This window comes from Rhodococcus sp. 05-2256-B1 (assembly GCF_002258465.1).
GTDB lineage: Bacteria > Actinomycetota > Actinomycetes > Mycobacteriales > Mycobacteriaceae > Rhodococcoides > Rhodococcoides fascians.
In genome coordinates, this window is sequence record NZ_NOZA01000027.1 from 246,347 (window position 1) to 273,335 (window position 26,989).

The 26,989-nt window shown below is 65.0% G+C and carries 28 protein-coding genes; 9 read left to right on the forward strand and 19 right to left on the reverse strand.

All coding sequences use genetic code 11. The features are described from left to right. Positions 1-35: 35 nt before the first annotated feature. From CH285_RS16640 to recO, 3 genes are read right to left on the reverse strand one after another with little or no spacing between them, the layout of a single operon-like run. The gene (locus CH285_RS16640) at positions 36-440 is read right to left on the reverse strand and encodes a hypothetical protein (RefSeq protein ID WP_027497492.1); all 405 of its coding nucleotides are present in this window, start codon (positions 438-440) and stop codon (positions 36-38) included. Continuing rightward, entirely contained in the window at positions 433-1,242 is an 810-nt protein-coding gene (locus tag CH285_RS16645; RefSeq protein WP_027497493.1) for an isoprenyl transferase, read from the reverse strand. Before CH285_RS16645 ends, CH285_RS16640 begins: the two co-directional genes overlap by 8 nt. Next, the gene (gene recO / locus CH285_RS16650; protein WP_008715506.1) at positions 1,208-2,041 is read right to left on the reverse strand and encodes a DNA repair protein RecO; all 834 of its coding nucleotides are present in this window, start codon (positions 2,039-2,041) and stop codon (positions 1,208-1,210) included. The genes CH285_RS16645 and recO overlap by 35 nt, the downstream gene beginning before the upstream one ends. Positions 2,042-2,113: 72 nt before the next feature. Between recO and CH285_RS16655 the strand changes: the two genes are divergently transcribed. Beyond that, on the forward strand, positions 2,114-3,535 hold the full coding sequence (locus tag CH285_RS16655) for an amidase (RefSeq protein ID WP_094644303.1): 1,422 nt from the start codon (positions 2,114-2,116) through the stop codon (positions 3,533-3,535). A gap of 18 nt (positions 3,536-3,553) precedes the next feature. Here the strand turns inward: CH285_RS16655 and era are convergent, their stop codons facing one another. The 8 genes from era to hrcA all read right to left on the reverse strand — a co-directional run bounded on the left by era (position 3,554) and on the right by hrcA (position 11,426). After that, positions 3,554-4,468 carry a GTPase Era gene (gene era, locus CH285_RS16660; RefSeq protein WP_094644304.1) on the reverse strand — a complete coding sequence of 305 codons (915 nt, stop codon included), beginning with the start codon at positions 4,466-4,468 and terminating at the stop codon, positions 3,554-3,556. 16 nt (positions 4,469-4,484) lie between these two features. Further along, entirely contained in the window at positions 4,485-5,807 is a 1,323-nt protein-coding gene (locus CH285_RS16665; RefSeq protein WP_027497496.1) for a hemolysin family protein, read from the reverse strand. Positions 5,808-5,847: 40 nt separating this feature from the next. Then, a complete protein-coding gene (ybeY, locus tag CH285_RS16670; RefSeq protein ID WP_032368173.1) occupies positions 5,848-6,390 on the reverse strand; it encodes an rRNA maturation RNase YbeY in 543 nt (180 codons plus the stop codon). 53 nt (positions 6,391-6,443) lie between these two features. After that, positions 6,444-7,487, reverse strand: coding sequence for a PhoH family protein (locus CH285_RS16675; protein ID WP_032370242.1), 1,044 nt, complete (start codon positions 7,485-7,487; stop codon positions 6,444-6,446). Positions 7,488-7,601: 114 nt separating this feature from the next. Then, positions 7,602-8,357, reverse strand: coding sequence for an alpha/beta hydrolase family protein (locus tag CH285_RS16680; protein ID WP_094644305.1), 756 nt, complete (start codon positions 8,355-8,357; stop codon positions 7,602-7,604). Further along, entirely contained in the window at positions 8,354-9,127 is a 774-nt protein-coding gene (locus CH285_RS16685) for a 16S rRNA (uracil(1498)-N(3))-methyltransferase (protein ID WP_032370240.1), read from the reverse strand. The genes CH285_RS16680 and CH285_RS16685 overlap by 4 nt, the downstream gene beginning before the upstream one ends. A gap of 3 nt (positions 9,128-9,130) precedes the next feature. Next, on the reverse strand, positions 9,131-10,288 hold the full coding sequence (gene dnaJ, locus CH285_RS16690) for a molecular chaperone DnaJ (protein WP_027497501.1): 1,158 nt from the start codon (positions 10,286-10,288) through the stop codon (positions 9,131-9,133). Positions 10,289-10,382: 94 nt separating this feature from the next. Further along, on the reverse strand, positions 10,383-11,426 hold the full coding sequence (gene hrcA / locus CH285_RS16695) for a heat-inducible transcriptional repressor HrcA (protein ID WP_027497502.1): 1,044 nt from the start codon (positions 11,424-11,426) through the stop codon (positions 10,383-10,385). Positions 11,427-11,559: 133 nt separating this feature from the next. Between hrcA and CH285_RS16700 the strand changes: the two genes are divergently transcribed. Then, positions 11,560-11,865, forward strand: a complete 306-nt coding sequence (locus CH285_RS16700) for a type II toxin-antitoxin system VapB family antitoxin (RefSeq protein WP_027497503.1) — start codon at positions 11,560-11,562, stop codon at positions 11,863-11,865. A 42-nt stretch (positions 11,866-11,907) separates the two neighbouring features. Here CH285_RS16700 and hemW read toward each other — a convergent pair whose 3' ends face one another. After that, positions 11,908-13,119 carry a radical SAM family heme chaperone HemW gene (gene hemW, locus CH285_RS16705; protein ID WP_032382759.1) on the reverse strand — a complete coding sequence of 404 codons (1,212 nt, stop codon included), beginning with the start codon at positions 13,117-13,119 and terminating at the stop codon, positions 11,908-11,910. Positions 13,120-13,483: 364 nt separating this feature from the next. On the opposite strand from hemW, the gene CH285_RS16710 reads away from it, so the two are divergent. From CH285_RS16710 to CH285_RS16730, 5 genes are read left to right on the forward strand one after another with little or no spacing between them, the layout of a single operon-like run. Then, on the forward strand, positions 13,484-15,202 hold the full coding sequence (locus tag CH285_RS16710) for a nitrite/sulfite reductase (RefSeq protein ID WP_027497505.1): 1,719 nt from the start codon (positions 13,484-13,486) through the stop codon (positions 15,200-15,202). Next, positions 15,199-15,909, forward strand: coding sequence for a phosphoadenylyl-sulfate reductase (locus tag CH285_RS16715; protein ID WP_032368442.1), 711 nt, complete (start codon positions 15,199-15,201; stop codon positions 15,907-15,909). The genes CH285_RS16710 and CH285_RS16715 overlap by 4 nt, the downstream gene beginning before the upstream one ends. After that, a complete protein-coding gene (gene cysD / locus CH285_RS16720; RefSeq protein ID WP_027497507.1) occupies positions 15,906-16,850 on the forward strand; it encodes a sulfate adenylyltransferase subunit CysD in 945 nt (314 codons plus the stop codon). The genes CH285_RS16715 and cysD overlap by 4 nt, the downstream gene beginning before the upstream one ends. Next, entirely contained in the window at positions 16,850-18,190 is a 1,341-nt protein-coding gene (locus CH285_RS16725) for a sulfate adenylyltransferase subunit 1 (protein WP_094644306.1), read from the forward strand. Before cysD ends, CH285_RS16725 begins: the two co-directional genes overlap by 1 nt. Beyond that, on the forward strand, positions 18,187-18,927 hold the full coding sequence (locus CH285_RS16730; protein ID WP_032382758.1) for a sirohydrochlorin chelatase: 741 nt from the start codon (positions 18,187-18,189) through the stop codon (positions 18,925-18,927). The genes CH285_RS16725 and CH285_RS16730 overlap by 4 nt, the downstream gene beginning before the upstream one ends. Before the next feature lie 23 nt (positions 18,928-18,950). Here CH285_RS16730 and CH285_RS16735 read toward each other — a convergent pair whose 3' ends face one another. The 6 genes from CH285_RS16735 to CH285_RS16755 all read right to left on the reverse strand — a co-directional run bounded on the left by CH285_RS16735 (position 18,951) and on the right by CH285_RS16755 (position 23,371). Then, positions 18,951-19,991, reverse strand: coding sequence for a sulfate/molybdate ABC transporter ATP-binding protein (locus CH285_RS16735; RefSeq protein ID WP_032368179.1), 1,041 nt, complete (start codon positions 19,989-19,991; stop codon positions 18,951-18,953). Continuing rightward, positions 19,991-20,791: a sulfate ABC transporter permease subunit CysW gene (gene cysW / locus CH285_RS16740; protein ID WP_027497511.1), complete on the reverse strand. Its 801-nt coding sequence runs from the start codon at positions 20,789-20,791 to the stop codon at positions 19,991-19,993. Before cysW ends, CH285_RS16735 begins: the two co-directional genes overlap by 1 nt. Further along, on the reverse strand, positions 20,788-21,681 hold the full coding sequence (cysT, locus tag CH285_RS16745; RefSeq protein WP_032382757.1) for a sulfate ABC transporter permease subunit CysT: 894 nt from the start codon (positions 21,679-21,681) through the stop codon (positions 20,788-20,790). Before cysT ends, cysW begins: the two co-directional genes overlap by 4 nt. Further along, positions 21,682-22,704: a sulfate ABC transporter substrate-binding protein gene (locus CH285_RS16750; protein WP_027497513.1), complete on the reverse strand. Its 1,023-nt coding sequence runs from the start codon at positions 22,702-22,704 to the stop codon at positions 21,682-21,684. Between the two features lie 197 nt (positions 22,705-22,901). After that, positions 22,902-22,991: an Ms4533A family Cys-rich leader peptide gene (locus CH285_RS28725; RefSeq protein WP_310180897.1), complete on the reverse strand. Its 90-nt coding sequence runs from the start codon at positions 22,989-22,991 to the stop codon at positions 22,902-22,904. A gap of 149 nt (positions 22,992-23,140) precedes the next feature. Continuing rightward, positions 23,141-23,371: a hypothetical protein gene (locus tag CH285_RS16755; protein ID WP_094644307.1), complete on the reverse strand. Its 231-nt coding sequence runs from the start codon at positions 23,369-23,371 to the stop codon at positions 23,141-23,143. A gap of 94 nt (positions 23,372-23,465) precedes the next feature. On the opposite strand from CH285_RS16755, the gene CH285_RS16760 reads away from it, so the two are divergent. Further along, positions 23,466-25,511, forward strand: a complete 2,046-nt coding sequence (locus CH285_RS16760) for a glycoside hydrolase family 15 protein (RefSeq protein ID WP_032382904.1) — start codon at positions 23,466-23,468, stop codon at positions 25,509-25,511. Positions 25,512-25,521: 10 nt separating this feature from the next. Here CH285_RS16760 and CH285_RS16765 read toward each other — a convergent pair whose 3' ends face one another. Then, the gene (locus CH285_RS16765) at positions 25,522-26,529 is read right to left on the reverse strand and encodes an NAD(P)H-dependent flavin oxidoreductase (protein WP_032382755.1); all 1,008 of its coding nucleotides are present in this window, start codon (positions 26,527-26,529) and stop codon (positions 25,522-25,524) included. 132 nt (positions 26,530-26,661) lie between these two features. On the opposite strand from CH285_RS16765, the gene CH285_RS16770 reads away from it, so the two are divergent. After that, positions 26,662-26,989 (forward strand): DUF222 domain-containing protein (locus CH285_RS16770; RefSeq protein WP_143545006.1); only part of this gene is annotated, 328 nt, incomplete at its 3' end.

Below are 26,989 nucleotides of genomic sequence, written 5' to 3' on the forward strand. Positions count from 1 at the left end.
ACGTGAGTAAGTAAAGGCTTACCTTAGACGACCGTTCAGGGCAACAAACCCTCGCGGGCCTTCTCGACCCCGGCGAGCACCAGAATCAACATCGTCAACATCGCTTCGTCGTCCAACCCGTTGGCCGGAAAGGTGTAGCGCAACAACACATCTGCGAGCTTGTCGTGGGTGTTGACCGAAATCGCGCCGAACTGCGAATCGGCGTTGCGGTCGGCTACCTTCTTGTGCAGCGCGGGCTTGAGCGGTCGATCCCACGCCAGCACCGCGGTCAGCGAGAGCACCTCCAGTTCCGGTGAGAGCTGGACCGCCCGAAGCGAACACAGCGCACCCGCATAGTCGAACCCCAGAGACCCTTCCTCACCCACCGTCACCGTGGCGAACTGCGCCAGCGCCAACTGAGCCCGCGTCTGCAAGGTCAGGCCAGATACATCGTCACTCATATTTCACTCCACCGAATCGTCGGTCCCGCGACGCGAATTCGATGCAGGCCTCCCACAGATCTCGACGATCGAAATCGGGGAACAGTTTCTTCTGGAACACGAACTCCGCGTAGGCCGACTGCCACAGCAGGAAATTGGAGGTTCTCTGCTCCCCCGAGGGACGCAGGAACAGGTCGACGTCGGGCATGTCCGCCTCGTCGAGGTACTTCGCGACGGTCGCCTCGGTGATCTTTTCCGGGTTGATCTTTCCGGCGGCAACCTGACGCGCGATTTCCCTTGTGGCGTCGGCAATTTCGGCTCGCCCGCCGTAGTTGACACACATGGTCAGCGTCATCACCGTGTTGTGCTTCGTCAGCTCCTCGGCCACTTCGAGTTCTTTGATGACGCTGCCCCACAGTCGCGGTCGCCGACCTGCCCAGCGCACCCGCACACCCATCTCGTTCATCTCGTCTCGTCGACGCCGGATCACGTCGCGATTGAAGCCCATCAAGAACTTGACCTCGTCGGGACTGCGCTTCCAGTTCTCCGTCGAGAAAGCGTACGCAGACAACCACTGCACACCGATTTCGATGCAGCCACAGACGGCATCCATCAGTACTGCTTCGCCCTGCTCGTGCCCTGCGGTTCGCGGCAATCCACGATCCTGAGCCCACCGGCCGTTACCGTCCATGACCAGAGCGACGTGACGAGGAATCAGCTCCGGCTGCAAGATCGGCGGCCGCGCACCCGAGGGGTGCGGGTCCGGCGGGCGAACCGCCGGCCGTTCGTCAGGCCGGTGTTGCGGCTCGCGTCGTCGAATCACGGTCCCCATCCTGCCCGACGGTGTCGGCGAACACGGAGTCAGGTTGGGCCAGCGGCACCTGGTGTGGATGCGAGCGCTCGATGAGCGGAAGTGTGCGGAGCTGGCGTTCGAGGTGCCACTGCAGATGAGCCGCCACCAGGCCACTGGCCTGCTTTCGGACCGCATCGGAGGTGGTGACGGTGTAGTCCCACTCCCCTCGTTCGAGGGCCACCATCAAATCCAGAACACCGGTCGATGGCGTCGCAGATCCCGGCGGTCGGCAATGCACGCACACAGCGCCACCCGCGGCGACGTGGAACGCACGATGCGGCCCCACCGCAGCGCATCGAGCGCAGTCCGTCAGTGCGGGAGCCCATCCGGCGAAACCCATCGCACGCAGCAGATACGCGTCGAGTACCAACTCGGGCGGCCGCACGTGCTGCGCAAGGGCACGCAGCGCGCCGACGGTCAGCTGATGCAGGCGCTGCGCGGGGGCGTGTTCTTCGCCGGCCAGACGCTCGGCGGTTTCGAGGACTGCGCAGCCGGTGGTGTACCGGCCGTAATCGGCAACGATGTCCCCGCCGAACGCGTCCACCGTGTGCACCTGAGTGACGATGTCGAGGTTGCGTCCGGGATAGAGCAGGACGTCGATGTGCGCAAACGGCTCCAGCCGTGCGCCGAACTTGGACTTGGTGCGGCGCACCCCCTTGGCCACCGCACGGACGATACCGTTTTCCCTGGTCAGCAACGTGACGATGCGATCGGCCTCACCCAGCTTGTGCTGGCGCAGGACGACTGCGTTGTCACGGTATGGCCTCACGCACTCCAGTGTCCCACGTGGGCGTCGACGAAGATCGTTCCCGCGCTGACGGTGAGTCGATACTGTGCACACGTGGATTTCCATCGGTCGACACTCGTTGCTCAGGCTGCCGAACTCGCGTCGAGAAGCGTCACCTCGGTCGAGGTGGTCACCGCTGCACTGGATCGCATAGAACGCAGTCAACCCACCCTCAACGCGTTCCGGATCGTGCGACGCGATGCCGCCCTCACCGAAGCCGCCGAGGCCGATCGGCTGATCGCTGCGGGCTCGTCCGCTCCCCTGCTCGGCGTTCCGATCGCAGTCAAGGACGACGTCGACATCGTCGGCGAACCGACCGCATTCGGCTGCGCGGGCCGGTTTCCTCTGGCCACCGAGGACTCCGAGGTGGTCCGCCGACTGCGTGCGGCAGGGGCGATCATCGTGGGAAAGACCAACAGTCCCGAACTCGGGCAATGGCCGTTCACGGGCGGATCGTTCGGCCACACGAGGAATCCGTGGCACCGAGACCGAACTCCGGGCGGTTCCTCCGGTGGCAGTTCTGCCGCGGTCGCAGCCGAATTGGTCTCCGCCGCTCTGGGTTCCGACGGCGCCGGCTCAGTGCGCATCCCGGCGTCGTGGACCAACCTCGTCGGCATCAAGCCGCAGCGCGGCCGAATTTCCACCTGGCCCGATGCCGAGGCGTTCAACGGCATCACCGTCATCGGACCACTCGCCCGAACGGTGGCCGACGCAGCCCTGCTTCTCGATGTGGTCTCCGGTGGGCACGACGGCGATCTGCACCGGCCCACTCCGCTGACCGTCTCGGACGCCGTCGGCCGCGACCCCGGTTCCCTGCGCATCGCGTTGAGTCTGCGTAAGCCGTTCATTCCGACACCCGCGGCACTGGATCCCGAGATCACGGCTGCGGCGTACGAGATGGCGGCCGTGCTGCGGTTGCTCGGTCACCGCGTGGTCGTCGACGATCCGGCGTACGGAATGTTGTTGGGGCTCAACTTCTTACCGCGGTCGTTGGCCGGAGTCGCGGCCTGGCTCGACCGCCTGCCCGACCCGTCTCTGGCCGACCCCCGGACCCGAGCCAACGCGAGGAGCGGACGAGCCCTCGCCGGCGCACCACTGCGGGCGGCCCGCGCGGCGGAGCCACGGATAGCCCGCCGCATCGGCCAGTTCTTCGACGACTACGACATCGTGCTCGCCCCGACGACGGCCACGCCGCCTCCGCGGGTCGACGCCATCGACGGCATCTCCAACGCCGACACCGACCGTGTGATCACCGAACACTGCCCGTACACGTGGCCGTGGAACGTCCTCGGTTGGCCCAGCGTCAACGTCCCCGCGGGACTGACGAAAGCCGGTCTACCGATCGGTCTGCAGCTGATGGGCCACGAATCCACAGAGCCTCTGCTGGTCTCGGTGGCCGCTCAACTCGAGAACGTACTGCAGTGGCATCGCCGACGCCCCGAGCCGTGGTGGAACCGGGTGAGCGACACCTCGTAGCCTGCTCGTCAGGGCACGTCAGAAACCGAGCTTGCCCATCTGCTTGGGGTCGGTCTGCCAGTCCTTGGCGATCTTGACGTGCAGATCCAGGTAGATGCGGGTACCGAGCAATTTCTCGATCTGCAGTCGCGACGCGGTGCCGACCTCTTTGAGTCGCGAACCGCCCTTGCCGATGATGATGGCCTTCTGGCTGGACCGTTCGACGTACAGGATCGCGTGCACATCGAGCATGTTGTCGTGGCCCTCGCGCGGCACGACCTCCTCGATGACCACTGCCAGCGAGTGCGGGAGCTCGTCGCGGACACCTTCGAGCGCTGCCTCGCGGATCAGCTCGGCCATGAGGATTTCCTCCGGCTCGTCCGTCAGTTCCCCGTCGGGATAGAAGGCGGGACCCGACGGCAATTCGGAGGCCAGGAGGTCGACGAGCTTCTCGATCTGCTCACCGGATTCGGCCGATACCGGGATGACGTGCGAATTCTCGCCCAGCAGCTTCGACAACGACATCAACTGATGTACGACGCGTTCCTTCTTGACCTTGTCGATCTTGGTCACGATGCCGATCAGGGTGGTCTTCGGCGCGATGTGCCGCACTTGTTCGAGGATCCATCGGTCGCCCGGTCCGATCTTCTCGTCGGCGGGGATGCACAGTCCGATGACGTCGACCTCGGAGTAGGTGTCCTGCACCAGGTCGTTGAGGCGTTGGCCCAGAAGCGTTCTCGGTCGGTGCAGCCCCGGGGTGTCGACGAGGATCAGTTGCGCGTGGTCGCGGTGCACGATGCCGCGGATCGTGTGGCGCGTGGTTTGGGGTCGCGAGGACGTGATGGCGATCTTCGACCCCACCAGTGCATTGGTCAGGGTGGACTTGCCGGTGTTGGGCCGGCCTACGAAACAGACGAATCCGGATCGGAACTCTTCGGTGTGTTGCTCGGACATCGAGCACCTCCAGATTTCAGTGTTGGTGAGTGACGTCCGACGAGTCGTCGTCCTCGGTGGATTCTTCGTCGGGTTCGAGCTTTTCGACCAGCACGGTGGTGATGCGGACGCGGCCCTTCGGGTCGGCTCCGCCCTCGCCGCGCAGCAACAGCCCGTGAGTGGTTACTTCGGAACCGGGCAGCGGCACGCGGCCGAGCTCGTAGCCGAGGAGTCCGCCGACGGTATCGACCTCCTCGGATTCGATGTCGATACCGAAGATTTCACCCAGATCCTCGAGCGGTACCCGCGAGGACACCCGGAACCGTCCGTCTTCGAGTTGCTCGATGGGTGCTACCTCGTCCGAGTCGTATTCGTCGGCGATCTCGCCGACGATCTCCTCGATGACGTCCTCGATGGTCACCAGGCCCGCGATGCCGCCGTACTCGTCGACCAACAACGCCATATGGTTTCGGTCTCGCTGCATCTCGGCGAGAAGACTGTCGAGCGGCTTGGAGTCCGGTACGAACACCGCCGGACGCATCAGTTCGGAGACCTGGACGCCTCGCCCACCGTCGGTGGAGTAATACGTCTGCTGCACAAGGTCTTTGAGGTACACCACGCCGACGATATCGTCCACGTTCTCGCCGATCACCGGGATGCGAGAGTGCCCACTGCGCACGGCCAGCGACGTCGCCTGCCCCGCCGACTTGTCGGATTCGATCCACACCATCTCAGGCCGCGGCACCATGACCTCGCGGGCCGAGGTATCGCCCAGCTCGAACACCGATTGAATCATTCGGCGTTCGTCGTCGGCCACGACTCCGCGCTCGCGAGCCATGTCGACCAGCTCACGTAGCTCGATCTCGGATGCGAACGGGCCGTTGCGAAATCCCTTGCCCGGGGTGATCGCGTTACCGATGAGGATGAGCAGCCTGCTGATCGGCCCGAGGAGCCAGCCAAGGGCGCGCAACGGCAACGCTGCGGCGAGCGCGATCGAGTACGCGTTCTGCCTACCCAGCGTTCTCGGACCGACGCCGATCACGACGTAACTGACCAAAACCATTGCCACAGCGGTGATCACGAGCGCGGTGGTCGAGTCGATCAATTGGGTCAGGCCGCCTGCGAGCAGCACCGTGCCGCCGATTTCGCACAGAATACGAAGCAGCACCATGAGATTGACGTACCGCGGGCGGTCGGCAACCACGACGACGAGGCCGGTGGCACCCGGTCGCTCGTCCTTGACCATGTCTTCGATTCGCGCCCGCGAGACGGTGTTCAGGGCCGAATCGACTGCGGCGAACAAGCCGCCGAGAGGAACCAGCAGAACGGCGAAGACGATGAGTGCGGCAGCACTGCTCACGCGCTAGGACCCCGCACTCCCGCTGGTCCGAACACGCACATCATCGGTCGAGACCGTCGACGAAGCCGGCCTTGCCGAGCAGCCGAGCGTCTCGAACGGCCTGTTCGGCTGCCTGCTCCGCCCGCCTGGCGTCCTCGTACCATTCGGCCAGCAGACGGTTCTGCAGCTCGAACATTTCCTTCTCTTCGTCCGGCTCGGCGTGGTCGTAGCCGAGCAGGTGCAGCACGCCGTGCACGGTGAGCAGCGCGAGCTCGTGTTCGAGCGAATGTCCTGCTGCCGCGGCCTGATCCGCCGCGAAGGACGGGCACAGCACGATGTCTCCCAGCATCGCCGGTCCGGGCTCGGGAGCATCGGGACGACCGCCCGGTTCGAGCTCGTCCATAGGAAACGACATCACGTCGGTGGGGCCGGGCAGATCCATCCAGCGCATGTGCAGATCTGCCATGGTTGCCGAATCCACCAGCACCATGGACAGTTCCGCAGCGGGGTGCACGTCCATGCCTGCGATCGCGAACCGTGCGACCGAGACCAGTTCGGGCTCGGAGATGTCCATCCCCGACTCGTTGGACACTTCGATACTCATCTAGCCACTACCCACGCTCTCGTTGCCTGCATTACCGTTTCCGTACGCCTGAATCATCTTCTCGCCGAACGCGGCCCACCGGCACGGCGTTGCGCGCGGTTCGCGATGACGCCTTCCGATGCGGACTCGAAGCGCTCGTAGGCGTCGACGATTTCCGAAACGAGCCGGTGCCGCACCACGTCACTACTGGTCAGTTGCGCGAAGTGGATGTCGTCCACATCGGTGAGAATCTCCGACGCCGCACGAAGGCCCGAGCGGGCACCGCCGGGTAGGTCGACCTGCGTCACGTCTCCGGTGACGACGATCTTCGATCCGAATCCGAGACGCGTGAGGAACATCTTCATCTGTTCGGCCGTGGTGTTCTGCGCCTCGTCGAGAATGATGAACGCGTCGTTGAGCGTACGGCCACGCATGTAGGCGAGCGGCGCGACCTCGATGACTCCGGCCTGCATCAGCTTGGGAATAGCCTCGTCGTCCATCATGTCGTGCAAGGCGTCGTGCAGTGGACGCAGATACGGGTCGATCTTCTCGTGCAAGGTTCCGGGCAGAAAGCCCAGACGCTCACCCGCCTCCACCGCAGGCCGCGTCAGGATGATGCGGCTGACCTGCTTGGTCTGCAATGCCTGCACTGCCTTGGCCATGGCCAGGTAGGTCTTGCCCGTTCCGGCAGGACCGATTCCGAACACGATCGTGTTGGAATCGATCGCGTCGACGTAGCGCTTCTGGTTCAACGTCTTGGGCCGAATGGTCTTGCCTCGACGCGACAGAATGTCCAGGCTCAGCACCTCGGCGGGAGAATCCGACACCCCCTCGGTGAGCATGGCGATCGACCGGCGCACTGCGTCGGGAGTCAGTGGCTGAGCACGTTTGGCCAATGCCGCCAATTCGGTGATCACCCGCTCGGCCAACGCCACATCGGGCACCTTCCCGGTGAGCGTCACGGCGTTTCCTCGTACGTGGATGTCGGCCGTCAGCATCTGCTCGAGCGCCCGGAGGTTCTCGTCGGACTGTCCCAGCAGCGGCATCACTGCTTCGGGGGCGAGCTCCAAGGTGGACCGAACGTCGCGCTCGGCGGGAAATTCGCTGTGTTCACTCACGTGGTGGCTATGGCCTGCTCTCTTGTTTCGACCGGTGACGCTGATGTTTTCGAACGCGTCCGTCAGGTCGCGCTCGGACCAAGTTTAACGCCGCAGGATCGATGCGCATTCCTATTACCCACGGCGCTCGCCCAGGACGGCCTCGAGCGAGAGCGCCCAGCACCGCGAATCCGGGTTCAGGAAGGCGAAGTGGTCCTCGCCCGGCACGATCGCCGGCTCCGCGTCGTCGCCCGCGGCTCGTGCGGCCTCGACGTACCTCGAGCTCTGCGAAGCCGGGACCTGAAGGTCATCGGATCCGTGCAGACAGATCGTCGGGATTCCGATGGGTAGTCGGGCCAGAGGTGAGGCCGACCGGTACAGCTCGGGCTCGTCTTCGTAGCGGGCCTGCACCAGGGCCTCGACCGCCGGATTGGTACGTCCCGACGCCCCGCGCGGCTCCAGATCGAGGACACCCGCCTGCGAGACGATGCGCGACGGCCGGACCGTCGTGTCGGTTTCGCCGCCGAGCCACACTGCGAGGTGGCCGCCCGCCGAGTGCCCGATGACGCGGACATCGTCGACACCGACCGGGGCGTGGTGCTGTACCACCCCGGCCACGGCGTCGAGTGCGGCGCGCACGTCGGCCTGCATCTCCGGCCAGTGCCCGCCCGCACCGACGCGTCGGTACTCGATGTTCCAAGCCACCGCACCGGCTCCGGCGACAGCTCGGGCGAACTGGGTGCCCAGATTCGACGCGTACTGCCCACTCCAGAATCCACCGTGCACGATCACGACCACCGGTGTCGCGGGCGTGATCGGCGCGGACGGCAGATAGAGGTGACCGAACTGTTCCGGATGCGCGCCGTACGCGATCTTGATGCGAACGCTCATGCGTTCGGGAAATCGGGCGGAAGTTGCGCCCACCGCGTCGTCAGAACGCCGAGAGCTCCCAACGCAACAGCTCCGGCCGTCGAGGTTCGCAGCACCGTCGGCCCCAGCACCACCGGGGTCGCGCCTGCCTCGGTCAGAGCCGCGATCTCTCTGTCGTCGAGGCCACCCTCGGGTCCGACGACGATCGCGACCTCGGGCACCGAATCGAACGGCAGGTCGCGGAATGCCGAGGTGGCCGCTTCGTGCAGGACGGCGACGATGCCGCCGCCCGCCACGATCCGGTGCACGAGTGCGTACACCGAGCGTGAATCGTGCAACTCGGAGACCTCGGGGATGTATGCGCGACGCGATTGCTTGGCCGCCTCGGCGGCGGTGCTGCGCCAGCGCGCGACCCCCTTGGTCGCCTTGGGCCCTTCCCAGCGAGCGACGCATCGCGCCGACTGCCATGGCACCACTGCGTCGATCCCGGCCTCGGTGGCCAGCTCGATCGCCAGTTCGGAGCGGTCCGCCTTCGGCAGTGCCTGAACCAGCGTCACCGTGGGAGTGGCTCGCGGCATGTCCGTGCGCGACTGCACCGTCAGTTCGAGTCGGTTCTTCTCGGCACCGACGACGACCGTGTCGGCCAGACCGCCGGCACCGTCACTGAGCAGCAGCCGCTCGCCGACTCGGATCCGCCGCACGGTCGCGGCGTGATGACCTTCTTTGCCGTCGAGCACGGCGAGCTCTCCCACGGCCGGCAGCGGCGTGAGATAGAAGACCGTGGGGGCCATGAATCAGCGCCCGCTGAAGGCTTCCCGCAACCGCGAGAACAGGCCACCGCTGTGTGCCGAACCGGTGGTGACGACCTCCGCCGAATCGCGGTCGCGCATGGTCTTGAGCTGTTCGAGCAGGTGGGTCTGCTTGCTGTCCAGCTTAGTCGGCACGATGACCTCGAGGTGGGCGTGCAGGTCACCGCGGATACCCGAACGGAGCTTGGGCATCCCGTGCCCGCGCAGCACCGTCGTCGAGTTCGGTTGTGTCCCTTGCTCGATCGAGATCTCGGTCGGGCCGTCGATGATGGCGTCGACCGTCACCGACGTACCGAGTGCCGCGTCGACCATCGGGACGCGAACGGTGCAGTGCAGATCGTCGCCGTCACGGACGAACACCTCGTGCTGCTGCTCCACGATTTCCACGTAGAGATCGCCTGCGGGGCCGCCACCCGGCCCGACCTCGCCCTGCGAGGCCAACCTGATGCGCATGCCGTTGCTGACGCCGACCGGCACCTTCACCGAGATGTCCCGACGCGAACGCACCCGGCCGTCGCCGCCGCACTTGCGGCAGGGGTCCGGGATGGTCTCGCCTGCACCGCGGCAGGTGGGGCACGGACGGCTGGTCATGACCTGGCCGAGGAACGAGCGCTGCACCGACTGCACTTCGCCGGCACCGCCACAGGTCTCGCACCGAACGGGCTTGGAATCGCCGTTGGTGCCCGAGCCGGTGCACAGGTCGCACAGGATCGCCGTGTCGACGGTGATGTGCTTGGTGACGCCGGTGGCGCATTCGTCGAGGGTGAGTTTGGTTCGCAGCAGCGAATCGGCTCCGGGTTGTACGCGTCCCTTGGGTCCGCGCTGTCCACCGCCTGCGCCGCCGCCGAAGAACGCTTCGAAGACGTCGCCGAGGCCACCGCCGAATCCGGCACCACCGAATCCGCCGCCTCCACCACCGCCGCCCTGCTGCAGAGGATCGCCGCCGAGGTCGACGATTCGACGCTTCTCCGGATCGGAGAGCACCTCGTATGCGGTGGAAATGTCCTTGAACCTGGCCTGTGCGGCCTCGTCCGGGTTCACGTCCGGGTGCAACTCTCGCGCCAATTTGCGGTACGCGCGTTTGATCTCCTGGTCCGTCGCCTGCTGGCCGACGCCCAAAGTCCCGTAATAATCCCGTGCCACGTCGTCTCTTTCGTCCTAGAAGATGGATCTCGTTCGTTGATGCTGTGTCACGGCCGCTGTGCCCCCGCGGCCGACGATGGATCGTCGGCTCGCGTCAGCGCTCGGCCAGGACCTCGCCGATGTACCTGGCAACCGCCGCGACCGACGCGATTGTTCCTGGATAGTCCATTCGGGTGGGGCCGAGAACGCCCATCCCTCCCAGGACCATGCCAGCAGAGCCGTATCCGGTGGAAATCACCGATGTTCCGCGCATCTCCTCGACCTGCGTCTCCTCGCCGATACGCACGGTGACGGTGCGGGTGTCCTGCGTCACGGCGAGCAGCTTGAGTACCACCACTTGCTCTTCCAGCGCTTCGAGTACCGCTCGGAGCGATCCCGGAAACCCTGCGTCTCCCGCGAAGTCCGCCGCGTTGCGCGTCAGATTGGCCGTTCCGCCGAGAACCAGCCGCTCCTCGGGATGTTCGACGAGCGATTCCACCAGCACCGTGGCCGAACGAATCATCGCGTCACGCAGGGCGGGAGGTGCATTCTCGGCCAGCTCGGCCACGGCTGCGGACGCCGCCGCCAGCCGCTTGCCTTCCAGTGCGCCGCCGAGCAACCGCCGCAACTGGGCCAAGTTCTCGTCGTCGATGACGTCGCCGAGTTCGACGATGCGTTGATCGACCCGGCCGGAGTCGGTGATGAGCACCAACAGCAGCCGAGCCGGTGTGAGAGCGACGACCTCCAGATGTCGAACCGAGGACGCCGACAGCGTCGGGTACTGAACCACGGCTACCTGCCGGGTCAGCTGAGCGAGCAGTCGAACCCCGCGGCGCAGCACATCGTCCAGGTCGACGCCGTTCTCGAGAAACTCCAGAATGGCGCGGCGCTCGGCCGCTGACAACGGTTTGACGTCGGCGATCCGGTCCACGAACTGGCGGTAGCCCTTGTCGGTCGGCACCCGCCCGGAGCTGGTGTGCGGTTGGGCGATGTAGCCCTCGGCCTCGAGGACCGCCATGTCGTTGCGCACGGTCGCACTCGACACACCCAAGTTGTGACGCTCGACAAGAGCACGCGATCCGACGGGCTCCTGAGTGGACACGTAGTCCGCCACGATCGCTCGCAGAACCTCGAACCGCCTGTCGTCGGTGCTCGACATCGGTGCCCACCTCCGTTCTCGTTGCCAATCGTCGCTCGAGTCTAGTAGCCGAGGAACGCATGCTCGTGCAAGGCCTTACTGTGGTCCGAGTGGAAACTGTCTTTCGATTCGGTCCAGCGGTTCGAGGCTCGCGATGATCTTCAAGGGTGTACGAGACGGAAAGCCCTACCCGGAGCACGGCCTGTCCATCAGGGACTGGTCGAGAATTCCTCCACGCCAACTGCGTTTGGACGAGATCGTCACCACCACCAAGGTGCTCGAACTCGACCGGTTGTTGTCCGAGGACTCCACCTTCTACGGCGACCTGTTCCCCCATGCTGTGCAGTTCCGAGGCGTCATCTACCTCGAGGACGGCCTGCACCGCGCTGTCCGGGCGGCGCTGCGCAGTCGAACGGTGTTGCACGCCAGAGTGTTCGACTACGACGCCCTGGGAGCCTGAGGGTTCGAAGGCCCGAGAACACTGCAGCCTGAAACAGATCGCTCAGGCCGCGGCGATGGTGCGCACCACGGCGTCGGCGAGCAACCGGCCGCGGTCGGTCAGCACGAGGTGATCGCCTCGCTGCACCATCAACCCGTCCGCCACGGTCTGCTCGGCGGCTGCGAGCTCGGTCGGCCCCAGCAGACTCATCGGCACTCCTGAGCGCAGACGCACGGTCAGCATCAGTTCTTCGAGATGACGGTCCTGCGCGGTGAGCAGCTCACTGCCCTGCACCGGCAGATCGCCCGCGGCGAGCCGATCGGCGTAGGTGGCCGGGTGTTTGACGTTCCAGAATCGCGTGCCGCCGATGTGGCTGTGCGCTCCCGGCCCGGCACCCCACCAATCGCCGCCGTCCCAGTAGCCGATGTTGTGCCGGCAACGCGCATCGGAATCGGCGGCCCAGTTCGATACCTCGTACCAGGACAGGCCTGCTGCGTTCATGGCCGTGTCGATGCGCTCGTATCGGCTCGCCAACACGTCGTCGTCGGGTGCGGGCAACTCACCTCGGCGCACCTTTCGCGCCATGGCGGTGCCGTCCTCGACGATCAGTGCGTACGCGGAGACATGGTCGACACCCGCGTCGAGCACCGCAGCGAGGGACTGGTCGAGATCGCTGTCTCGCTCGCCCGGCGTTCCGTAGATGAGGTCGAGGTTCACGTGCTCGAAGCCGGCTGCGGACGCTTCCTTCGCTGCGGCCACCGCTCGCCCCGGAGTGTGGGTGCGATCCAGAACCGCCAGAACGTGCGGCGCCGCGGACTGCATGCCCAAAGACACCCGCGTGAACCCGGCGTCGCGCAGCCGGTCGAAGAATGCAGGCGACGTCGATTCCGGGTTCGACTCCGTGGTCACTTCCGCCCCGTCGGACAGCCCGAAGCTCGACCGGACCGCGCCCAATACGTCCGCGAGGCCGTCGCCCCCGAGCAACGACGGCGTCCCACCTCCGACGAAGACTGTGTCGGCCGTCGGTACTCGACCCGCGCCCGTTCCGATCAGGTTCGCCGCAGCGTCGAGTTCTCTGCGCAGGCCCTCCAACCAGGACTGCGGCGATGCCGATGTGCCCAGCTCCCCGGCCGTGTACGTATTGAAGTCGCAGTACCCGCATCGCGTGGCGCAGAAGGGCACATGCACGTAGATCCCGAACGCACGTTCCCCCACTCCGTCGAATGCGCCGGACGGCAGCTCGAAGACTGAGGAGGTATCGACGACGGTATTCACGGACTCCAGTGTCCCAGAGTTCACCGGCGGCCCGATCCACGCGCCGCCCAGGGCGCTGTGCACGCACGACTCGCACCCTGCCAGCCTATTTACCGGAATTTCGGGGTAAATAGGCCGCCGCGGTCGGCACCCGGTCGATGACGTGGCACAATGGCACCCGTGACCGACTCAGGAATTCGACTCGTGGCGCGCCGCCACGTCGATCTCGGCCGCGTCTGCAGCGCGTCGTGTCGACACACGACCGGCTGCTGACCCAGCCCTCCTTGGAGCACGTCCATTCGATCCACCGGTTCCGCACCATCTCGTGAGCGCTCTTCTGCGCAACGATCGGAGCCGGCCCGCACCGAAGATGCAGGAGCATTGCATGTCGTCGACCAGCGACGCGACCACCGACGCTGCCTCCGCCACACCGCGAGAGCGAGCGCCGCGGCCGACCAAGCGTCGCGCCGAAGGCCAGTGGGCTCTGGGCTATCGAGAGCCGCTCAACGCCAACGAGCAGTCCAAGAAGGACGACAACCCGCTCAACGTGCGCGCCCGCATCGAGAACATCTACTCGAAGCAGGGTTTCGACAGCATCGACAAGGGCGATCTGCGCGGCCGGTTCCGCTGGTGGGGTCTCTACACCCAGCGTGAACAGGGCTACGACGGCACCTTCACCGGTGACGACAACATCGACCTGCTCGAGGCGAAGTACTTCATGATGCGCATCCGGTGCGATGCCGGTGCATTGAATCTGGAGCAGCTGCGCACTCTGGCTCAGATCTCGAAGGAGTTCGGCCGCGACACCGCGGACCTCTCCGATCGCGAGAACGTCCAGTTCCACTGGATCGAGGTCGAGAACGTCCCCGAGATCTGGCGTCGAATCGAGGCAGTCGGCCTGAAGACGACCGAGGCATGCGGAGACTGCCCGCGTGTGGTGCTCGGTTCCCCACTCGCGGGCGAAGCGGTCGACGAGATTCTGGACCCGACGTCAGCCATCGACGAGATCGTCGAGCGGTACATCGGCAAGCCCGAGTACTCGAACCTGCCACGCAAGTTCAAGACCGCAATCTCGGGTCTGCAGGACGTAGTGCACGAGATCAACGACGTCGCCTTCATCGGCGTGAACCACCCCGAGTACGGACCAGGACTCGACCTGTGGGTCGGCGGCGGCCTGTCCACCAACCCGATGCTCGCACAGCGCGTCGGAGTCTGGGTTCCGCTCGCGGACGTTCCCGATGTGTGGGAAGGCGTCGTCTCGATCTTCCGTGACTACGGCTACCGCCGGCTTCGCACCAAGGCGCGCCTGAAGTTCCTCATCAAGGACTGGGGCATCGAGAAGTTCCGCCAGGTCCTCGAGGACGAGTACCTGCACCGCAAGCTCATCGACGGACCGGCTCCCGAGAAGCCCGCTCGGCCCCGTGATCATGTCGGGATCCAGAAGCTCAAGAACGGGCTCAACGCCGTCGGTGTCGCGCCCATCGCGGGTCGCGTGTCCGGCACCATCCTCGCGGCCGTCGCCGACGCCGCCGAGAAGGCCGGGTCGGATCGCGTCCGATTCACGCCGTATCAGAAGCTGATCGTCCTCGATGTTCCGGACGAGACGCTCGAGCAGCTGATCTCGGACCTCGATGCGCTGGGCCTCCCTGCCCGGCCCTCGCACTGGCGCAAGAATCTGATGGCGTGCAGTGGCATCGAGTTCTGCAAGCTCTCGTTCGCCGAAACCCGCAAGCGCTCACAGGTTCTCGTCCCCGAGCTCGAAGAGCGCTTGTCCGACATCAACAGTCGACTCGACGTTCCGATTACGATCAACATCAACGGTTGCCCCAACTCGTGCGCGCGGTCGCAGATCGCCGACATCGGGTTCAAGGGACAGTTGGTCGACGACGGGGACGGGAATCAGATCGAGGGTTTCCAGGTTCACCTCGGAGGCAGCCTCGGCCTGGACAGTGCGTTCGGCCGAAAGTTGCGTCAGCACAAGGTCAACAGCTCCGAGCTGGGAGATTACATCGACAGAGTGGTGCGCAATTTCGACAAGCACCGCGAAGACGGCGAACGGTTCGCTCAATGGGCCGTGCGAGCAGACGAGGCGGATTTGCGATGAGTACCAGACTGAATTTGACGGTCGACCAACTGAAGGACATCGCCGAGCGCGGTGCCCGCGAACTCGACGGCGCAAGCCCGCTCGAGTTGTTGCAATGGACCGAGGACACCTTCGGTAGCGATTTCATCGTCGCCTCCAACATGCAGGACGGGGTTCTCGTTCACCTCGCCGCACAGGTTCACCCCGGAGTGGACGTCCTGTTCCTCGACACCGGCTACCACTTTGCCGAGACCATCGGAACGCGCGATGCCGTCGAGGCCGTCTACGGCGTGCACGTCGTCAACGCCCGCGCCGAGAAGACTGTCGCAGAACAGGATGCGATCGACGGCAAGGACCTGTTCGCCCGCGAACCGAACCGCTGCTGCGCGATGCGCAAAGTGGCGCCGCTGAAGAAGGAACTGGCGAACTACAGCGCGTGGGTCACCGGCATCCGGCGAGTCGAGGCCCCGACACGCGCCAACGCTCCGTTGATCTCGTTCGACGACGCCTTCGGCCTCGTGAAGATCAACCCGATCGCACCGTGGTCGGACGAGGAGATGCAGGCCTACATCGACGAACATTCGATCCTGGTCAACCCTCTCGTCGACGAGGGATATCCGTCCATCGGGTGCGCACCGTGCACCGTCAAACCTGCCCCCGGAGCCGACCCGCGCAGCGGTCGTTGGGCCGGCAAGGCCAAGACCGAATGTGGGTTGCACGCCTCATGACACTCGACCTCACGACGGCGACCGTCGGACGCACCCATCTCGATGCAGATCGCTTCGACACCCTCGACGCACTCGAATCCGAAGCCATCCACATCTTCCGAGAGGTGGCCGGCGAATTCGAGCGCCCCGTCATCCTGTTCTCGGGCGGCAAGGACTCGACGGTTCTGCTGCACCTGGCCATCAAGGCCTTCTGGCCCGCTCCCCTGCCGTTCGCACTGCTGCACGTAGACACCGGGCACAACCTGCAGGAGGTGCTGGATTTCCGCGACCACGTGGTTGCGAAGTACAACCTGCGCCTGCACGTGGCCAGCGTCGAGGAGTACCTCGCCGACGGACGTCTCACCGAGCGCCCCGACGGCATCCGCAACCCTCTGCAGACCGTTCCTCTCCTCGACGCGATCTCCGAGAACCGGTTCGACGCCGTGTTCGGCGGTGCCCGACGCGACGAGGAACGCGCCCGCGCCAAGGAGCGAATCTTCTCACTGCGCAACGCATTCGGGCAGTGGGAGCCGAAGAAGCAGCGTCCGGAACTGTGGAATCTGTACAACGGCAAGCACTCCCCCGGCGAGCAGGTGCGCGTGTTCCCGCTCAGCAACTTCACCGAACTCGACATCTGGCGCTACATCGCTCGCGACGACGTGGAGTTGGCCAGCATCTACTACGCCCACCAGCGCCCGGTGTATCAGCGCGACGGCATGTGGATGACGCCGGGCGTCTGGGGCGGACCGGCCGAAGGTGAAGAGTTGCAGACACTGTCGGTGCGCTACCGCACCGTCGGTGACGGATCCACGACCGGTGCCGTCCTGTCCGAGGCTGCCGACAATCAAGCGATCCTCGCCGAGGTCGCGGCGTCCAGGCTGACCGAGCGCGGAGCCACTCGCGGCGACGACCGCGTGTCCGAGGCTGCCATGGAAGATCGCAAACGAGAAGGATACTTCTGATGAGCAGCACGGGCATATCCAATGGTCATTCCGCAGGCTCCACTCGCGGCACCCAGCTTCTTCGCCTCGCCACCGCCGGCAGCGTCGACGACGGCAAGTCCACTCTTGTCGGACGCCTGTTGTACGACACCAAATCTGTTCTCGCAGACCAGATCGACGCCGTCACGCGCGCGTCCGTGGACAAGGGTCTGGCTACTCCCGACCTGTCACTCCTCGTCGACGGCCTACGCGCGGAACGCGAACAGGGCATCACGATCGACGTTGCCTACCGGTACTTCGCGACGCCCAATCGCTCCTTCGTTTTGGCCGACACCCCCGGCCACGTGCAGTACACCCGCAACACCGTCTCGGGCGCGTCGACGGCGCAGTTGGTCATCCTGCTCGTCGACGCCCGCAAAGGCGTGATCACTCAGACCCGAAGGCATGCAGCGGTTCTGGCCCTCCTCGGCGTTCCGCGTCTGGTGCTCGCCGTCAACAAGATCGACCTGGTCGAGGACCCTGCGACCGTCTTCGCCGAGATCTCGGCAGAGTTCAATTCGCTGACTTCCTCGCTCGGCTGGTCCACCGAGGACGTCATCGAAATTCCGGTGTCCGCACTGCACGGCGACAACGTCGCGGTCAAGTCCGACAAGACCCCGTACTACGACGGGCCCACCCTCATCGAGCACCTCGAGTCGGTCCCGGTGGACGCCGAACCGCACCGGGTCGGTCTGCGCTTCCCCGTGCAGTACGTGATCCGGCCGCGCACAGCGGAATTCCCGGACTATCGCGGATATGCCGGCCAGGTCGCAGCAGGCTCCGTCGACGTCGGCGACGAGGTCGTCATTCTGCCGTCGGGCACCCGAACGACCGTCGAGCGCATCGACACCGCAGACGGCGAGCTGCGTACCGCGCATGCCGGCCGTAGCGTCACCCTCGTCCTCACCGACGATGTCGACGTCTCGCGCGGCGACACCGTCGCCTCCCCGCAGGACGCACCGGAACCGATCGGCGACTTCGAGGCCACGGTGTGCTGGCTCGCCGAGAAGCCGCTTCGCCCGGGCGCTCGTCTGCTGCTCAAGCACGGTACTCGTACCACCCAGGCCATCGTCGGGGCTCTCGTCGAGCGTTTCGACGAACAGGACCTCACTGCACACGAGGGCCCGGAATCGTTGGAGCTCAACGAAATCGGACGCATCTCTGTTCGCGTTGCCGAGCCGATCGTGGCCGACGACTACGCCGTCAACAGGCACACCGGCAGCTTCTTGCTGATCGATCCGGCCGGTGGCAACACACTGGCAGCCGGTCTGGTGGGCAACGCACTGGCCGCCGTTGAGCTGGGGTCGGCAGTTCCGGCGTGACGGCTCTGCTCGCGGTAGCGCACGGCAGCCGCGATCCCCGCTCGAGCGAGACGATCCACCGCGCCGTCGACGTCCTGCGTCGACGGCGTCCGGATCTCGATGTGCGCGTCGCGTTTCTCGACCTGAGTGAGCCCAGTGTCGAGCAGGTACTCGACGATTTGGCCGATGCCGGGCATGCCCGCATCGTCGCGGTTCCACTGTTGTTGGGCAAAGCTTTTCACGCGAAAGTGGACCTGCCCGCGCTGTTGGGTGCAGCGCGGGTGCGGCATCCGCACGTATCGATCGGTCAGTCCGAGGTGCTGGGCGACGATCGACTTCTCGTCGACGCCGTTCGTGACCGTGTCCTCGACACCGGTGCGGCGCTCGGCGATTCGACCGTCGGAGTCGCCTTGGCTGCCGTCGGATCGAGCGATTCCTCGGCGAACGACCGTAGCCGTCGAGTGGCGAACGATCTGGTGTCCGGCACCGGCTGGGCGGGAGTCGTCACCTGTTTCGCCACGTCCGTCGATCCGTCTCCACTGGACGCGGTCGCGCAGTTGCACGCGCTGGGAGCCACCCGGATCGTGGTGGCTCCCTGGTTCCTGGCACCCGGGAGGCTCACCGATCGCATCTCACAGGTGCTGGACGGCGTCCCGAACGTGACGTACGCCGATGTTCTGGGCCCTCATCCGGCAGTGGCCGAGCTCGCCTCCCGGCGGTACGACGCAGCTCTCGCGCACGATCGCTCGATCGCGTAGCACGAACAGCCCCGCTCGTCCGATCAGTGCACCGGAGCCGATTCCGTCGTATCCGTAATCGTCGGAACCCGAGTCGCACGGACGTACACGGTTTCGCCCTCGTGCAGCCCCAGCGCCTCGCTGTCGCCGCGCGTGATCTGCGCCGCGAACAACTCGCCGGTGGCCGCGTTCTTCAGCTCGACCTTCACCTCGAAGCCGAGGCGTACGACCCGTTCGACGACGGCCCGCGTCACCCCGGCAGATTCTGCCGTGCCACTCGCCTGCGCCTGTGCCAACGACGGGTCGCGTCCGACACGAATGTCGTGCGGGCGCACCAGAAGTCCGTTCAGCCTGGCCACCTGACCGAGGAACGACATCACGAAGTTGTTTGCAGGGCGATCGTAGAGATCCTCCGGGGTGCCGACCTGTTCGATTCTGCCCTTGTTCAGCACCGCGATTCGGTCGGCGACGTCGAGCGCTTCTTCCTGGTCGTGGGTCACCAACACAGTGGTGACGTGCACCTCGTCGTGCAATCGGCGCAGCCACGTCCGTAGATCTGCGCGCACCTTGGCATCGAGGGCACCGAAGGGCTCGTCGAGGAGGAGAACCTGCGGGTCGACGGCGAGTGCACGTGCCAGCGCCATGCGTTGACGCTGTCCTCCGGAGAGCTGCGCCGGGTAGCGGCCTTGGAAACCCGCCAGACCGACGATCTCGAGCAGTTCGTCGACCTTCTTGGCAATTTCGGCCTTGGGCCGCTTGCGGATCTGTAAGCCGAACGCCACGTTGTCGCGCACCGTCAGGTGTTTGAACGCGGCGTAGTGCTGAAACACGAACCCGATCTCGCGACGCTGCGGGCTCACCCAGGTGACGTCCTGGCCCGCCAGCACCACTCGGCCCGTATCGAGCTGCTCGAGGCCTGCGATGGATCGAAGCAGCGTGGACTTGCCCGAGCCACTGGGTCCGAGCAGCGCCGTCAACGAGCCCTTCGGGATGTCGATGCTGACGTCGTCGAGGGCGGCGAAATCGCCGTAGCGCTTGTTTGCGCCGACCACGGAGATCTCGATCTCGGAAGATGTCTCGGTCATTACTTCGTCCTCTTCTTGTCGAGAACCGTCATCAGCAGCAGCACGATGACGGCGATCGCCATGAGCAACGTGGACGCCGCATATGCGCCCTGCTGATTGAAGTCCTCGTACCGTGAATTGACCAGCAGTGTGAGCGTCTGGGAAATGCCGGGCAGGTTGGTGGAGACCATGATGACGGCGCCGAATTCTCCGAGCGAACGTGCGACGGTGAGCACCACGCCGTAGGTCAGTCCCCATCGGATGGCAGGCAACGTGATTCGCCAGAACGTCTGCCAGGTACTCGCACCCAGGGTCGAGGCAGCCTCTTCCTGCTCTTCACCGATCTCGTACAGGACCGGTTCCACTTCGCGAACGACGAACGGCAAAGTGACGAATATCGTCGCGATGACCATGCCGGGTAGCGCGAAGATGACCTTGAAACCGAGGCTTTCGATGCCACCGAACCATCCGTTGGCACCCCACAGCAGGATGAGCGCGACGCCGGTGATGATCGGCGACACCGCGAACGGCAGGTCCACGATCGCTTCGAGTATCCCCTTGCCGCGGAACCGTCCGCGTACCAATGCCAACGCTGTGACGATTCCGAACACGACGTTGATGGGAACGACGATCGCCACGATCAACAGGGAGAGTTGGAGAGCGGATTGCGCGGCGGGAGTGGTGATCTGCTCCCAGAACGCCACCACCCCGTCCTCGAACGTGCGAAACAGGATGGCACCGAGGGGGAACAGCACGAGCACAGCGAGATAGATCAGTGCGACGGCACGCAGGGACAGTTTGATCGGGAGACCGATTTTCACGAGATCTGCTCTTCCCGTCTGGCCAACCTGTTGCCGATGATGCGGAGCACGAACAGCACAGCGAAGGCGATTGCCAACAGCACCACGGAGATTGCGGCTGCGTCGATCGGCCGGTCGTACTCGATGAGTTCACGGATGTACTGCGAAGCGACCTGCGTGTCGTCGGGGATGTTGCCGCCGATCAACACCACCGACCCGAATTCGCCGATGGCACGGGCGAACGCGAGCCCACCGCCCGAGAGCACAGCCGGAAGCAGTACCGGCAACACGATGCGCCGAAAGATGGTCCAGTTGTTCGCACCCAGCGATGCGGCCGCCTCTTCGACGTCCTTGTCGAGTTCTATCAGCACCGGCTGCACCGCACGCACCACGAACGGGAGCGTGACGAACAGCAGCGCCACGATGACCGCAGGCTTGGTGGCGTTGAAGACGATGCCGATCGGACTCGACGGCCCGTACAGCGACAGCAACACCAAGCTCGCCACGATGGTCGGTAGTGCGAACGGCAGGTCGATCAGGGCATTGACGAAACGCTTGCCGGGAAACTCGTCGCGTACCAGAACCCACGCGATCAGAGTGCCGAGAAAGAGGTTGATCACGGCGGCGGCCACGGACACCAGCAGAGTCACCTTGAACGTGGCGATGGCACGTGTCTCGGTGACCGCATCCCAGAAACCACCGAGGCCGCCGTCGAACGACTGAACCGTCAACGCCGCCAACGGCAGCAGCACGATGACACTGAGCCACAGAACGGCGACACCGAGGCCCAGCGGACCCACCGAACCGGGGCCCCGGAACTTGCGGCCTTCCCGCCCAGCACGAAACCGAGGTGTCGCACTGGGCGGGACGATCGAACCCGGGGCCGCGGGTTCACCGGTCGACGACGACATCTACCGAGTACTTTCCTGGTAGATCGTCGCAATTGCGCCGTTGTCTCCGAACAGGTCGGCGTCGACCTGAGTCCAGCCGCCGAGATCATCGATGGTGTAGAGCTTTTCGGGCGTGAAGAACTTGTCCGAGTACTCGGAGGCGATCTCCGGGTTGGTCGGCCGGAAACCCGCCTCGGCCCAGATCTTCTGGCCTTCGTCGGAGTAGACGAAATCGTTCAGAGCATTCGCACGCTCGAGGTTCGCACTGCTGTTGATCACTGCCACCGGGTTGTCGATGCGGAAGGTGACGGGAACATCCACGTGCTCCACCTTCTGTCCCTGCTCTTCGATGAGCAGTGCCTCGTTCTCGTAGCTCAGTAACGCGTCGCCCTGCCCCTGCAGGAACGCTTCGGTTGCGGCGCGGCCGGATTCGGGCTGCACAGGGAAGTGATCGGCGACGAGCGTACGGACGAAGTCGAGACCGGCCTGCTTGTCCTGGCCACCGTTGCTCTTGGCGGCGTACGGCGCGAGCAGGTTCCACTTCGCCGATCCGGAGCTGAGGGGGCTCGGGCTGATGACCTGAACGTCGGGCTTGATCAGGTCGTCCCACGTCTGGATGTTCTTCGGATTGCCCTCGCGGACGACGATGGTCACCACCGAGCCGAACGGCACCCCGCCGTACGCGTTCTGGTTCCAGTCCTCGTCGACCTTGCCCGCCTTGACAAGTCGAGTGACATCCGGCTCGACGGAGAAGTTGACGATGTCCGCAGGCGCGCCGTCGGCGACCTTGCGCGACTGGTTTCCCGATGCGCCGTAGTCGGCGTTGATCGCCGTACCCTCTCCATCCTCGGTGGCTGCGAACGCCGGACCGATTGCGTCCCAGCCGTTCTTCGGCACTGCGTAGCCGACGAGTGTCAGTGCCGGGCCACTGGCAGTGTCCGACCCGCCCCCGACGACATCGCTGGAACCGCCGCCGCAGGCGGTGAGCAGAAGAGTTCCCACAGCTGCGAACGTGGTGAGCAGATAACGAGAACGATGCCTCATTGCGAAAGGCCTTTCATGGTGGTGTGACGATGAGGAAAGAACACAAGACACGCAAGGAGATTCGCGCTGAGCGCCGTAGCAGTCAGGACCCGGCCGGCGAAGCAGCGAACTGGCGGCACGGACTCCGGTCCGTCGTGCGGACACACTGCGCTACGCGGCGACAGTGGATCGACGAAACCGATTCGCGAAGGAAAGAATCAACAACAGTCGATATCGGCGACTGCCAGCATGCCGACAGCAATCAACGCCAACTGGTGGCGGACGCGGTACTCGGCGGCAGAAGACACGGTCAGGAATCTAGCAGAGGTTCCGGACCGACTCTAATCAGAGGAGTCGTGCATGTGCACGACGGGCGCGTGTCAGCGAGTAATCAACCACGCGATGACGACCAACGCCAGCAGCGCGATCAGAGCCCATGTCACCCGAGACCGCGGCATTACAGTCCATCCTTCGTCGTAGACGTCGAGGCCGAGAGCTCGGCCTCGCGTGCTGCGCTGGCGTCACGGCCCAACACGCGCAGGATCACTGCCAGCACGCGATCGAACACCCGAGCCGAGACGAACGCAACCGGAACGAGCGCTGCGAGGACGACCACCGACTGCGGAACGAACGGAAGGCCCGTCACCCACAGCTCGACGCCGTCCCACCACCGCGCGAACGATTCCATCCTCGCAGCTTAAACCAGGGCTCCACCTGAGCCGCGCCACGCCGAGTACGGCCTCTCAGTGGACGGCTGCCACGGATCGGTCGATGATTACGCCATGACGGCATTCGATGAGGTTTCGCCCGTGCCCCCGGTCGCCGAGGAGCCGGCCATGGGCTCAGGACATCCAGGCCTGGGCGGAACGGAAGTCCAAGGTGCGTTGGGCAGCACCGATGCGCCGGTGTCCACGTTGGTCTCCTCCCGCAGCGCGTTTCCGCCCATCGACGACTACGCATTTCTCTCGGACTGCGAGACGACGTGCCTCATCGCCCGAAACGGCTCCGTCGAATGGATGTGTGTACCGCGGCCGGACTCCCCCAGTATTTTCGGTGCCGTCCTCGATCGAAGCGCGGGCCACTTCCGCGTCGGGCCGTACGGACAGTCGGTACCCGCCGCTCGTCGATACCTGCCCGGCGGCCTCATCGTGGAGACGACCTGGCAGACCGAGACCGGGTGGCTCATCGTGCGTGACGCGTTGGTGATGGGCCCCTGGCACAACACCGACCAGCGTTCTCGAACTCACAAGCGCGCACCGAGCGACTGGGATGCCGAGCACATCTTGCTTCGGACCATCAAATGTGTCAGCGGCACAGTCGAATTGGAGATGAGCTGCGAGCCCGCCTTCGACTACCATCGGGCACCCGCGACATGGGAGTACACCGGCAAGGTGTACGAGGAGACCACCGCGACCTGCGAGGCGAGCGCCGACGGCGACCAGCCCACCCTCAAATTGACCACCAATCTTCGGATAGGCATCGAGGGCCGCGAAGCACGCGCGCGAACCCGAATGACGGAGGGCGACAACATCTTCGTCGCGCTGTCGTGGTCCGATCTTCCCGCACCGCAAACGTTCGAGGAAGCGGCCAGCAAGATGTGGCAGACCTCCGAATGCTGGCGGCAGTGGATCACGATCGGCCGATTCCCCGATCATCCGTGGCGCGGCTACCTCCAGCGCAGCGCTCTGACCCTCAAAGGACTGACCTACGCACCCACGGGAGCACTGCTCGCCGCGTCGACCACGTCGCTACCCGAAACACCTGGTGGGGAACGCAATTGGGACTATCGCTACACCTGGGTCCGCGACTCCACATTCGCTCTGTGGGGTCTGTACACGCTCGGGCTCGACCGTGAGGCCAACGACTTCTTCGCCTTCATGTCCGATGTAGCCACCAGTGCAGACGGGGAGGTCAACCCGCTCCAGGTGATGTACGGCATCGGCGGTGAGAAGACCCTCGACGAGGCCGAGCTGCCGCACTTGTCCGGGTACGACGGCGCCCGGCCGGTACGTATCGGCAACGGTGCCTACGACCAAGAGCAGCACGACATCTGGGGCACCATGCTCGACTCGGTGTACTTGCACGTCAAGTCGCGTGAACACGTCCCGGAGTTCCTGTGGCCTCTGCTCAAGCGGCAGGTCGAGGAAGCGATCGCGAACTGGCGCAAACCCGACCGTGGCATCTGGGAGGTACGCGGTGAGCCCCAGCACTTCACGTCCTCGAAGCTGATGTGTTGGGTTGCGCTCGATCGCGGTGCGAAGCTCGCCGATATCCACGGCGAGAAGGACTACTCGACCAAGTGGAACGAAATCGCCGACGAGATCAAGGCCGACATCCTCGACAACGGCGTGGACTCGCGCGGCGTACTGACGCAGCGGTACGGAGATCCCTCTCTGGACGCGTCGTTGCTACTCGCACCCCTCCTGCGATTTCTGCCGGCCGACGACGAGCGCATTCGTGCAACCGTGCTCGCCATCGCCGACGAGTTGACCGAGGACGGCTTGGTTCTGCGCTATCGAACCGACACCACCGACGACGGTTTGTCCGGCGAGGAAGGCACGTTCACGATCTGCTCGTTCTGGCTCGTGTCCGCTCTGGTGGAGATCGGCGAACTCCCGCGCGCCAAGCACCTGTGCGAACGACTGCTTGCCTACGCGAGCCCGCTCAAGCTCTACGCCGAAGAGATCGACCATCGCACCGGCCGTCACCTCGGCAACTTTCCGCAAGCATTCACGCACTTGGCGTTGATCAACGCCGTGGTGCACGTCATCCGAGCAGAGGAAGCGCAGGCATCGGGACACTTCCAGCCCGCCCACGCCAACCCCTGAGCGGTCTGGTTCAGCGGCCGAGTTGTCTCGCCCATTCGGCGACCAGCTCGGCCGCCGGTTTCGCCTGAGCGCGGCGATAGCCGGTCCCGGCCCACATCGACAGTCCCGACGGGTCACCCGCAGCTGCGGCCTTCGCGCGCATCGGCGCGGTCAGATAGTGCAGATCGGGATACGCCAGCGGAGCGGCGTCGGAGTTCTCGCGCATGAACTCGTTCACCAAGCCCCGCGCAGGACGGCCCGAAAACGCCTTCGTCACGGCGGTACCCGACGCACTGGACAGCTGCTCGCGGTGCACGGGCTTCGTTCCTGCCTCGGGAGTGTTCAGAAACGCGGTACCCAGCTGGGCTGCATGCGCGGCACCCGAATCCAGCAGCGGCGCAATGTCGTTGCCGTCCATGAGCCCGCCGGCCGCGATTCGGGGCAAATCCGAAATTTCACGTACGGCGACCAGTAACTCCGTCAACGGCTCTTCCGGGGCCGATCCGTCGAACGTGCCTCGGTGTCCGCCCGCCTCGGGACCCTGCACCACCAGCGCGTCCACACCGTTCGCGGTGGCGATGGACGCGTCGGAGGCGGTTGCTACCGTTGCCCACACTTCGGTTCCCACCGAATGCAGCTGGGCAACCTCGTCGGCATCGAAGGTGGCGAAAGTACTCGACACCACCGGCACCGGATGGGCAAGCAGCCAGGCGAATTTCTCCGGGTAGTAATCATCGCGGCGTTTGAGCACGCCGGGTTCGGCGTCGAATCGCTCGAACCACGATGCCAGATGCTGGGCGTAGGAGTCGACATCCGCGCCCGACGGCTCCTCGGGTAGGAAAAGATTGACCCCGAACACCAGACCCCGCATCGAATCCACCTGCGCGGCAAAGGCATCCGGCGTCAACAACGCGCCGGCGATCATTCCGAGTCCGCCGGCCTCGGACACAGCCCGGGCGAGCTCGGGAGTACTCGGACCGCCCGCCATGGGCGCACCGACAACGGGAACACGCAATTTCTTCAAGATCGGCGTCGTCACAGATTCGAAATGTACTCTCCGAGCGATATCACGGACCACCGACACCTTCCGCTTCCCGAATCCTTGTGCACAGCAATAGTTTTCGATTGCACCATCATTTCGTATCGAACACCCGTTCGATACACTTGGTTCATGACAACGGAGATCTGGCAACTGAGCGAGAGCGAACTCCTCGCCGACGCTGCTGATGTCTCCCACCGGATCCAACTGCTCGAGGCCCGGCGGATCGCCCTCGTCGCCGACATCGACACCCGCGTGAGCCGAGAGAAACTCGGGTTCCCCGGACCCGCCGGCTGGCTGACCTCCACCACCCTTCTCTCACCGTCCAAAGCCACCAAGATCGTCGCCCTCGCCCGCGGCATGAAGAACTTCCCCGACATCGCCGACGCCGTCAACACCGGCGTCATGTCCGTCGACCACGCCGCCCTGATCCTCACCTTCGCCGAAACACCCCCGAAGA